General features: G+C 59.2%; 2 protein-coding genes. Both read left to right on the top strand.

Annotated elements, in window-relative coordinates; genetic code table 11:
- The first annotated feature begins 42 nt into the window (after positions 1-42).
- Positions 43-435: a YuaE family lipoprotein gene (locus tag AC4PCC_RS03685; RefSeq protein WP_067708971.1), complete on the top strand. Its 393-nt coding sequence runs from the start codon at positions 43-45 to the stop codon at positions 433-435.
- A gap of 187 nt (positions 436-622) precedes the next feature.
- A complete protein-coding gene (locus AC4PCC_RS03680; protein WP_492126434.1) occupies positions 623-12,064 on the top strand; it encodes an Ig-like domain-containing protein in 11,442 nt (3,813 codons plus the stop codon).
- Positions 12,065-12,150: the final 86 nt, after the last annotated feature.

Here is a 12,150-nt window from a genome sequence, read left to right as displayed (position 1 = left end):
CAGCGAATTTTAATTAATTTCTTTCAACCAGGATGACGAGAAATGATAACCAGGAAAGCATTATTTGTACTTCTTACGTCTGTTTTAGTCACATCATGTAGCAGCGTAGAAACAAAACCCAATACGGTTAAAGCTGAGCTTTCACCTACCAATAAAGTGATTAAAGCAGAAAAAATTGAGGGCAGGCAGTGCGTGGATAATTTCGATCTTCTTAAGAGCCTGAACTATGAGGCCTTTACGATGTATCGGAAACAGTTCGATGCCATCAATGCTTCACACTCCTATTACAAAAAGAATGAAAATCTATTAGAGCAGGATCCACGCGAGCTAATGACGCTGACGCTGAATGACAAACTTAACCTTATTTGCGATCGCGTTAAAAGCCAGACGTTTGTTGAAATAAGAAAAAAGATGCTGGCGGTAAGTAAGATCTGACCGCCAGTTTTGAGACAATTTACGACAGGATAACACTTTATCTAACAGGTGTTATCCCGTTGTCATTTGGTCCAGTGAGAAGTCACGCCTTATTCATGGAATGAGTAACCGTCATATGGAAATGAACAGATTTTTCAGACCGATAGTTTATTTTGTCATATTTAATCATCTCATGCTGACTGCTGGCATGCCTGCTTATGCTGCCATCACTGCATTTGACTCTCTGGACCAACAGGTTCTTGAACTCAGAAAAGGCGATATCGGGAGCGCTTCCGTTACGCTGGAGGGGGCACCTTCCCTGCCTGACGCAAAGGCAGATGCCTCTGCCCAGCCCGCCGGAAAAACGGTTAAAATTTATTCAGAAACCGAGGCAGAACCTGCAAAAAAAGGTGATGACTGGTTTTTATCCCCACAGTTCGCCCTGCCAGCAAAAACCGAAAAAAACCCGGCTGAGACGACTCATTCAGGCAAGATTCCGGTCGATAACGCCCTGTCAGGCATAGTGAGTTCGCTGCCTTCATTAGGGGAAACGCAGGCCGATCCCACGGCTGAGCCTGCCCCCACGCCTGATGCCAGTACCGCAGAGGAGGACCCGAGAATGCCTCCCTCACTGACCGGTATCAGGAGCCTGTGGCAGGTTTTAGGCGCTGACAGTCGCGCGCAGGCGGGTATTAATATGATATCCGGCATCGGCAGCGGCCTGGCGGATAATGCACTGCGTGACTGGCTGGGCCAGAGCAGCAACAGCAAATTTCAGTTCAGCAGTGACGGGACAGGCAGTGCAGATATCCTGCTTCCACTGTGGGAGGGTACAAATAATCTGTTATTCAGCCAAATAGGTATCAGACGTAACAGTGAGAGAACAACCTATAATGTCGGCAGCGGCCTGCGTCATTTTATAGACGACGGCTGGATGCTGGGTATTAATGGATTTTGGGATTACGATCTGACGGGCGATAATGCCCGCTTCGGCCTTGGCGTCGAAGGATGGACCGATTATCTTAAGCTTTCAGCTAACGGTTATTTTCGCCTGACACAATGGCATCAGTCCCCCCTGGGTGTGATGGAGGATTATGATGAGCGTCCGGCAAATGGATTCGACGTTAATGCTCAGGCATGGCTGCCCGCTTACCCTCAGCTGGGTGGTGCGCTGAAATATGAAAAATACTTTGGTAAAGGCGTTATTCTCAATGACTCGGCCAGCGTATCAGCTTTAAAAGATTCTCCCTCCGCCGTGACCACGGAAATTAATTATACCCCCTTCCCTCTGCTGACGCTAAGTGCGGGTCACAAGGCAGGCACTATCTCAGAAAATTACGCCAATATTGCGGTCAGTTACAGAACCGGCGTGTCATGGCGGGATCAGATCGATCCCAGAACGGTCGGGATCATGCGTAGCCTTGCCGGCAGCCGTTATGATTTTGTAGATCGTAATTACAATATTGTTATGCAATATCGTAAACAGGATCTTATTGCCCTCTCCCTTCCCGCGTCGGTGACCGGTGAAGCGATGACGACGTTATCCATTGATGCCAGCGTCAGAGCTAAATACGGTTTAAAAGATATTCACTGGGAAGCGCAGGAATTAATCAGCGCAGGTGGGAAAATTCAGAAAACCTCGCCAACGTCACTTTCCGTTACCCTTCCTGCCTATTCAGGTGAAGGGAATAACGGCTGGCGGGTCACGGCTGTCGCGACCGATACGCATGGCAATGCCGCCCCACAGCAGGAAACGCTGATAAATGTTATTCGTTCCAGCAATACTATCCATTTAACCCAAATGCCTGCCGGAAGTATTGTTGCCAACGGTATTGATGAAGGAAAGGCAACCGCATTATTAACCGATAAAGCGGGCGCCCCACTCAGTAATATGACGGTGAAATTTACCCTGTCCGGTCCTTCTAAACAGTGCATCATTAATGACGCCGCGACCTGCGAAGCCACGCTTAGCTCCAATAGCGCAGGGGAAGTCTCCGTTCGTTTTCGCAGCACGACAGCAGGTAATTATCAGCTTCTGGCCGCAATGGAAAACGGTAACAGCGATAGTAAGACGGTCAGTTTTATTGGCGACGTCACTACCGCGAAGATCGACTCGCTGACGGTGGTCAAAGATAATGCCGTCGCCGATGGGGTTGCTGCGGGTATCCTGCGCGTCACCGTCGTGGATGCCTATAACAACCTTCTGGCTGACCAACCTGTCGCTCTCAGAGCCGATATGAGGCTGGTCCTGCCTGCCAAAAGCGTTACCACCGGCAGCGAGGGTACTGCTGACATCGCCGTCACCAGTACTACCGCCACCTCCGCAGACGTTACTGCCACTCTTGGTACCTCGACCGCGAATGCGACCCTTACCTTTATCGCTGACCGCAGTACGGCACAAATCAATACGCTACAGGTCGTTAATAATAATGCCCTCGCCAACGGCTTCGCCACAGGCTCCCTGCGGGTGATCGTACATGATGCCCACGGCAACTCGGTTGCCGGTCAGGAGGTTGCGCTTCAGGCGGCAAAAGGCCTGAAACTTACCGCAGCCAGCGTCACTACTGGCATTGACGGCAGCGCTATCATCACCGCCACCAGCCGCGTCGCGGCCACAATGAGTGTTACCGCCTCCGTCGGAGCATCGGCGGCCAGCGCAGATCTAACCTTTATGGCTGACAGTAGCACCGCCCAGGTTAGCGCACTGACCGTTCTCAACGACAATGCTATCGCTGATGGTCTCGACACTGTGGATCTCCAGGTTAGCGTGACGGATGCCTGGGGCAACGCCCTTGCCGATCAGGTCGTTACGCCTGACGCCGTCAACGATCTTACCCTGAGCGCCACCCGCGTTATCACAGGCAGTGACGGGCTGGCTACCTTTTCCGTTACCAGTAAGGTGGCAGCCGCTTCGCACGTCAGTGCCAGCCTCGGCGGGACATCGGCCCAGGCTACCGTTCACTTTATTGCTGATGCCCGCACTGCCCGAATAGACTCACTGGAAGTGCTGACCAATAATTCAGTCGCTGACGGTAACATCCGCAACGTGCTGCGCGTCATCGTCAACGACGCGAACGGTAACAGACTTGCCGGACAGAAGGTCGACCTGCGCAGTGATAAGCGTCTGACCCTGGGGGCTGACAGCGTCATTACTGGCAGCGAGGGCAGTGCCATCATCACCGCTACCAGTTTGACTGCAGCAACCTATGAAATCACCGCCTCACTTGCTGATTCCACCGCTAATGCGTCGATCACGTTTATCGCCGACACGCGAACTGCAAGGATCAGTAAGCTGTCGGTCAGCACCGATAATGCTGTCGCCAACGGCACGGCGACCAATACTTTACAGGTGTGGGTTAACGACGCGAAGGGTAACGCGCTCGCTAATATGAAAGTGCAGCTAACCGCGGAGAACGGCGTGAGCCTGAGTAACCGTGTGGTTACCACCGACGTTGACGGCAGAGCCACCTTTACCGCTACCAGCCGTATCGCGTCGGCTTTCACTATTACCGCCAGCCTTGGTGAATCCTCAGAAAATGCCAGGACTACTGTTCACTTTGTCGCCGACAGGAGTACCGCCCGGGTTACAGCCCTGACGGTGACCGCCGATAATGTGGTGGCTGACGGCGTGGCCAAAGCGGCACTGCGCGTTACCGTGCAGGATAAAAATGGCAACCCGGTACCCAACCAGTCTGTCGCACTCAGCGCAGAAACCGGGCTGATACTGCAGGCAACGGGCATCACAACAGGTAGTGACGGTACAGCCACTTTTACCGCCACCAGCATCGTCGCCGCTGGCTTAAACGTGACCGCCAGCATCGGTGAATCAAACCTCAGCGCCAGGGTGAACTTTATCGCCGATGCCACCTCCGCCGAGATCACCGCCCTGGCGGTGACCACCGATAACGTGGTCGCTAACGGTGCGGCTAAGGCTGCCCTAAAAGTCACCGTCAAGGATAAAAATGGTAACCCGCTGGCCGGTCAGAAGGTCAGCCTGAACGCCGATAATACCCTGACACTCAGCGCCGCTACCGTTATAACTGGCAGTGACGGCACGACTACTTTTACCGCCACCAGCACTACCGCGACCACCTCTAACATCAGGGCCACGCTGGGTGAGTCCGTGCGCAACGCTTCCGTGACCTTCATCGGGGACGTCACGACCGCCCAGATTACAGCCCTGATGGTCACCACCGATAACGTGGTCGCTGACGGTGCGGCGAAAGTCGCCCTGCGCGTTACCGTACAGGATAAAAATGGCAACCTGCTGGCCGGTCAGAAGATCAGCCTGAGCGCCGATAAGGCGCTGACGCTCAGCGCTACCACCGTCACCACCGCGAAGGATGGCAACGCTACCTTTACCGCCACCAGTACTACCGCAGCCACCTACCCTGTCAGGGCCGCGCTCGGTGATTCCGTACGTAACGCGAACGTGTCCTTTATCGGCGATGTCACAACCGCCCAGGTGAGCGCGTTGAAGGTCACCACCGATAACGTAGTCGCCAACGGCGCGGCCAAAGCCGCCCTGCGCGTCACCGTGCAGGACAAACATGGCAACCTGCTGGCCGATCAGAAAGTGGCCCTGACCGCCGCTGATAAAGGCGTCACGCTCAGCGCCGCCAGTGTCACCACCGCGAAGGACGGTACCGCCACCTTTACGGCTACCAGCACCACTGCAGCCGTTTACAGCGTTAGCGCCGGGCTGGGGGATTCGTCACAAAGCGCCAGAGTGACCTTTATCGGCGATGTCACGACCGCTCAGGTCAGCGACCTGACGGTCACCACCGATAACGTGGTCGCCAACGGCACGGCCAAAGCCGCCCTGCGCGTCACCGTACAGGACCAGCACGGTAACCTGCTGGCCGGTCAGAAGGTCACCCTGACCGCCGCTGATAAAGGCGTCACGCTCAGCGCCGCCAGCGTCACCACCGCGAAGGATGGCACTGCCACCTTTACCGCCACCAGCACCACGGCGGCCGCTTACGCCGTCAGCGCGACCCTCGGTAACTCGTCCAAAACCACGACAGTGACCTTTATCGGCGATATCACGACCGCTCAGGTCAGCGACCTGACGGTCACCACCGATAACGTGGTCGCCAACGGCACGGCCAAAGCCGCCCTGCGCGTCACCGTTCGGGATCAGCACGGCAATCCACTGGCCGGTCAGAAGGTCGCCCTGACCGCCGCTGATAAAGGCGTCACGCTCAGCACGGCAAGCGTCACCACTGCGAAGGACGGTACCGTCGCCTTTACCGCCACCAGCACCACGGCGGCCGCTTACGCCGTCAGCGCGACCCTCGGTAACTCGTCCAAAACCACGACGGTGACCTTTATCGCCGATGCCACGACCGCTCAGGTCAGTGCCCTGACGGTAACCACCGATAACGTGGTCGCTAACGGCACGGCCCAGGCCGCCCTGCGCGTCACCGTGCAGGACCAACACGGTAACCCGCTGGCCGGTCAGAAGGTCACCCTGACTGCCGCTGATAAAGGCGTCACGCTCAGCGCCGCCAGCGTCACCACCGCGAAGGACGGCACTGCCACCTTTACCGCCACCAGCACCACGGCGGCCGCTTACAGCGTCAGCGCCGGGCTGAATAAATCGTCCAAAAACGCCACGGTGACCTTTATTGCCGATGCCAGTACCGCTCAGGTCAGTGCCCTGACGGTCACCACCGATAACGTGATCGCCAACGGCACGGCCCAGGCCGCCCTGCGCGTCACCGTACAGGACCAGCACGGCAACCCGCTGGCCGGTCAGAAGGTCACCCTGACCGCCGCTGATAAAGGCGTCACGCTCAGCGCGGCCAGCGTCACCACCGCGAAGGACGGCACTGCCACCTTTACCGCCACCAGCACCACGGCGGCCGCTTACAGCATCAGCGCCGGGCTGGATAAATCGTCCAAAAACGCCACGGTGACCTTTATCGGCGATGTCACGACCGCTCAGGTCAGCGACCTGACGGTGACCACCGATAACGTGGTCGCCAACGGCACGGCCCAGGCCGCCCTGCGCGTCACCGTGCAGGACCAGCACGGTAACCCGCTGGCCGGTCAGAAGGTCACCCTCAGCGCCAAAGATAACGGCATCACGCTCAGCGCTGGCAGCATCACCACCGCGAAGGACGGCACTGCCACCTTTACGGCTACCAGCACCCTTGCAGCGGCCCAGGAGGTCAGCGCGACCCTCGGTAAATCGTCCCGCAGCACGATGGTGACCTTTATCGCCGACGTCAGCACCTCTCAGATCAGCGACCTGACGGTCACCACCGATAACGTGGTCGCCAACGGCACGGCCAAAGCCGCCCTGCGCGTCACCGTACAGGACCAGCACGGCAACCCGCTGGCCGGCCAGAAGGTCACTCTCAGCGCCAAAGATAACGGCGTCACGCTCAGCGCCGCCAGCGTCACCACCGCGAAGGATGGCACTGCCACCTTTACCGCCACCAGCACCACGGCGGCCGCTTACGCCGTCAGCGCGACCCTCGGTAACTCGTCCAAAACCACCACTGTGACCTTTATCGCCGATGCCACGACCGCCCAGGTCAGCGCCCTGACCGTCACCACCGATAACGTGGCCGCCAACGGCACGGCCCAGGCCGCCCTGCGCGTCACCGTACAGGACCAGCACGGCAACCCGCTGGCGGATCAGAAAGTCACCCTCAGCACCGGAGATAAAGGCATCACGCTCAGCGCCGCCAGCGTCACCACCGCGAAGGATGGCACCGTCGCCTTTACCGCCACCAGCACCACGGCGGCCGCTTACGCCGTCAGCGCGACCCTCGGTAACTCGTCCAAAACCACGACGGTGACCTTTATCGCCGATGCCACGACCGCCCAGGTCAGCGCCCTGACCGTCACCACCGATAACGTGGCCGCCAACGGCACGGCCCAGGCCGCCCTGCGCGTCACCGTGCAGGACCAGCACGGCAACCCGCTGGCCGGTCAGAAGGTCACCCTCAGCGCCAAAGATAACGGCATCACGCTCAGCGCTGCCAGCGTCACCACCGCGAAGGACGGCACTGCCACCTTTACCGCCACCAGCACCACGGCGGCCGCTTACAGCATCAGCGCCGGGCTGGGGGAATCGTCCAAAAATGCAACCGTGACCTTTATCGGCGATGTCACGACCGCTCAGGTCAGCGCCCTGACGGTGACCACCGATAACGTGGTCGCCAACGGCACGGCCCAGGCCGCCCTGCGCGTCACCGTGCAGGACCAGCACGGTAACCCGCTGGCCGGTCAGAAGGTCACCCTCAGCGCCAAAGATAACGGCATCACGCTCAGCGCTGCCAGCGTCACCACCGCGAAGGACGGTACCGCCACCTTTACCGCCACCAGCACCCTTGCCGCGGCCCAGGAGGTCAGCGCGACCCTCGGTAAATCGTCCCGCAGCGCGATGGTGACCTTTATCGCCGACGCCACGACAGCCCAGGTCAGTGCCCTGACGGTCACCACCGATAACGTGGTCGCCAACGGCACGGCCCAGGCCGCCCTGCGCGTCACCGTGCAGGACCAGCACGGTAACCCGCTGGCCGGTCAGAAGGTCACCCTCAGCGCCAAAGATAACGGCATCACGCTCAGCGCTGCCAGCGTCACCACCGCGAAGGACGGCACTGCCACCTTTACCGCCACCAGCACCACGGCGGCCGCCTACAGCGTCAGCGCCGGGCTGGATAAATCGTCCAAAACCACGACGGTGACCTTTATCGCCGATGTCAGCACCGCCCAGGTCAGCGACCTGACGGTCACCACCGATAACGTGGTCGCCACCGGCACGGCCCAGGCCGCCCTGCGCGTCACCGTTCGGGATCAGCACGGTAACCTGCTGGCCGGTCAGAAGGTCACCCTGACCGCCGCTGATAAAGGCGTCACGCTCAGCACGGCCAGCGTCACCACTGCTAAGGACGGTACCGCCACCTTTACCGCCACCAGCACCACGGCGGCCGCTTACGCCGTCAGCGCGACCCTCGGTAACTCGTCCAAAACCGCCACGGTGACCTTTATCGGGGATGTCACGACCGCTCAGGTCAGCGACCTGACGGTCACCACCGATAACGTGGTCGCCAACGGCACGGCCAGGGCTGCCCTGCGCGTCACCGTGCAGGATCAGCACGGCAACCCGCTGGCCGGTCAGAAGGTCACCCTGACTGCCGCTGATAAAGGCGTCACGCTCAGCGCCGCCAGCGTCACCACCGCGAAGGACGGCACTGCCACCTTTACCGCCACCAGCACCACGGCAGCCGCTTACAGCGTCAGCGCCGGGTTGAATAAATCGTCCAAAAACGCCACGGTGACCTTTATCGGCGATGTCACGACCGCTCAGGTCAGTGCCCTGACGGTCACCACCGATAACGTGGTCGCCAACGGCACGGCCCAGGCCGCCCTGCGCGTCACCGTACAGGACCAGCACGGCAACCCGCTGGCCGGTCAGAAGGTCACCCTGACCGCCGCTGATAAAGGCGTCACGCTCAGCGCCGCCAGCGTCACCACCGCGAAGGACGGCACTGCCACCTTTACCGCCACCAGCACCACGGCGGCCGCCTACAGCATCAGCGCCGGGCTGGGGGAATCGTCCAAAAATGCTACCGTGACCTTTATCGGCGATGTCACGACCGCTCAGGTCAGCGCCCTGACGGTGACCACCGATAACGTGGTCGCCAACGGCACGGCCCAGGCCGCCCTGCGCGTCACCGTGCAGGACCAGCACGGTAACCCGCTGGCCGGTCAGAAGGTCACCCTCAGCGCCAAAGATAACGGCATCACGCTCAGCGCTGCCAGCGTCACCACCGCGAAGGACGGTACCGCCACCTTTACCGCCACCAGCACCCTTGCCGCGGCCCAGGAGGTCAGCGCGACCCTCGGTAAATCGTCCCGCAGCGCAATGGTGACCTTTATCGCCGACGCCACGACAGCCCAGGTCAGTGCCCTGACGGTCACCACCGATAACGTGGTCGCCAACGGCACGGCCCAGGCCGCCCTGCGCGTCACCGTACAGGACCAGCACGGTAACCCGCTGGCCGCTCAGAAAGTGACCCTTACCGCCAAAGATAAAGGCATCACGCTCAGCACGGCCAGCGTCACCACCGCGAAGGACGGCACTGCCACCTTTACCGCTACCAGCACGCTTGCAGCGGCCCAGGAGGTCAGCGCGACCCTCGGTAACACGTCCAAAAGTGCGACCGTGACCTTTATCGCCGACGTCAGCACCGCTCAGGTCAGTGCCCTGACGGTCACCACCGATAACGTGCTGGCCAACGGTAAGGCCAAAGCCGCCCTGCGCGTCACCGTGCAGGACGAACACGGCAACCCGCTGGCCGCTCAGAAGGTGGCTCTCCGCACCAAAGATGAAGGCGTCACGCTCAGCACGGCCAGCGTCACCACCGCGAAAGATGGCACTGCCACCTTTACCGCTACCAGCACGCTTGCAGCGACCCAGGAGGTCAGCGCGACCCTCGGCAAATCGTCCCGCAGCACGATGGTGACTTTTATCGCCGATGCCAGTACCGCGCGAGTTAGCGCCCTGACGGTGACCACCGATAACGTGGTCGCTAATGGCGAGGCGGCAGCTGACCTGCGTGTCACCGTGCAGGACCAGCACGGTAACCCGCTGGCCGGTCAGAAGGTGACCCTCACTCACGATCAGGGTCTGTCGCTTAGTGCGGATACCGTCACCACCACGAAGGAGGGTACCGCCACCTTTACCGCCACCAGCACCATCGCGACCATTTACAGCGTCGGCGCCGGGCTGGGTGGCAAACCGTCCAAAAATGCGACGGTAACCTTTATCGCCGACGTCAGCACCGCTCGGGTCAGCGCCCTGACGGTCATTACCGATAATGCGCTGGCCAACGGCACCGCCAAAGCTAAACTCAGCGTCACCGTGCAGGACAAATACAGCAACCCGCTGGCGGATCAGACGGTGAACCTTACCGCCGGTATAGGCGCGACGCTTCGTGTTGGTGACGTGGTGCTCAGTACCGACAGCGTCACTACCGCTAAGGATGGCACCGCCACCTTTACCGCCACCAGCTCCACCGCCGCGGCATATGAGGTCAGAGCCACTCTCGGTGAATCGTTCCGCAACGCCAGGGTAACCTTTATTGCCGATGCTACGACCGCCCAGGTGAGCGGCCTGACGGTCACAACCGATAACGTGCTGGCCGACGGCACCGCGAAGGCCGCGCTTACCGTCACCATTAAGGATAAAACCGGTAACCTGGTGCCGAATCAAAAAGTAACACTTACTACCAAAGACAAAAGCATCACGCTCAGCACTGACGCCGTTATCACCGGTAAGGACGGCACCGCCACCTTTACCGCTACCAGCACCCTTGCTGCCGCGTATAAAGTCAGAGCCGCCCTCGGTGAATCGTTCGGCGAAGCCACGGTAACCTTTATCGCTGATGCCAGCACTGCCCAGGTCAGCGCCCTGACGGTCACCACCGATAACGCGCTGGCCGACGGCAAAGCGTTGGGCGCACTGCTGGTCACCGTAGAAGATAAAAACGGTAACCGACTGGCCGATCAGGAGGTGACCCTCAGCACCGACGATAAAGGCGTCACCCTCAGCGCTGCCACAGTCACCACCGGGAAGGACGGTACCGTCGCCTTTACCGCCACCAGCACCACCGCGGCGATTTACTCTGTCAAAGCGACACTCGGTAAATCGTCCCGCAGCACGACGGTGACCTTTATTGCCGACGCCAGTACTGCCCGGGTTAGTGCCCTGACGGTCACCACCGATAGCGTGCTGGCTGACGGCAAAGCAATGGCCGCGCTGATGGTCACCGTAGCGGATAAAAACGGCAACCTGCTGGCAGATCAGACGGTGACCCTTACCGCCGATAAAGGCGTGGCGCTCAGCGCGCCCGCCGTCACCACGGGTAAGGATGGCACCGTTACGTTTACTGCTACCAGCACCCTTGCAGCAGCGCAGAAGATCAGCGCCAAACTGGGCGAATCCTCCGTTGATGCAGTGGCAACCTTTATCGCAGACAGCAGTACCGCACAGATCGGCTCACTTGTGATCACCGGCGATAATGCCGTGGCAAACGACAAAGCCACCGACACCCTGGTGGTGACCGTGCGCGATGCCCATGGCAACCCGGTGGGGGGCCAGGCTGTCACTCTCTCCTCTGACAGCAAAGTGACACTTCAGCGCGCCCGTGAGACGGACACCAGTCTGAAGGTTGGCCTTATCGTCTATACCGACGAAGAGGGTACGGCTCCCTTTAACGCCACCAGTACTACCGCAGGAACCTGGGACGTGACCGCCACACTGGGTAAATCAGTTGCCCAGGCTAAAGTGACGTTTATTGCCGGCGAGATAAGTAACAAGTCTTCCTTCTATAGCGAAGTTCCTGTGACGGTCGGGAATGGTAATGGCACTATCAGCCTGGTTTTAAAAGCCTTTGATATCTACAACAACGCAGTTACCGGGAAAAAAATCGTATTCAAGTCGAAGGATATGAACAGCATTACGTTTAGCGACGTCTCTGAAAAGGAGGGTGTCTACACCGTTCAGATTGCGTCAGCTAAAGCCGGCCGCGATGTCATTTCAGTCTGGCTGGATGGCGCCGCAATTGGAGAGATCAGTCCCGTGAACATTGGTTTTTACCGCGCTGATTTTGTTATGAATATCAATTAATGATTTTTTGAACGCATAACAACCACGGGTAACGGTAAATTAATTAATGTCGATCCCCGAGAGGGGGTCGACAAAGGGGAGTAGAA

It is taken from the genome of Erwinia sp. L03-1, from assembly GCF_058686115.1.
The sequence above is the reverse complement of the archived record's forward strand: the minus strand, read 5'-3'. Positions and strand labels throughout refer to the sequence as shown.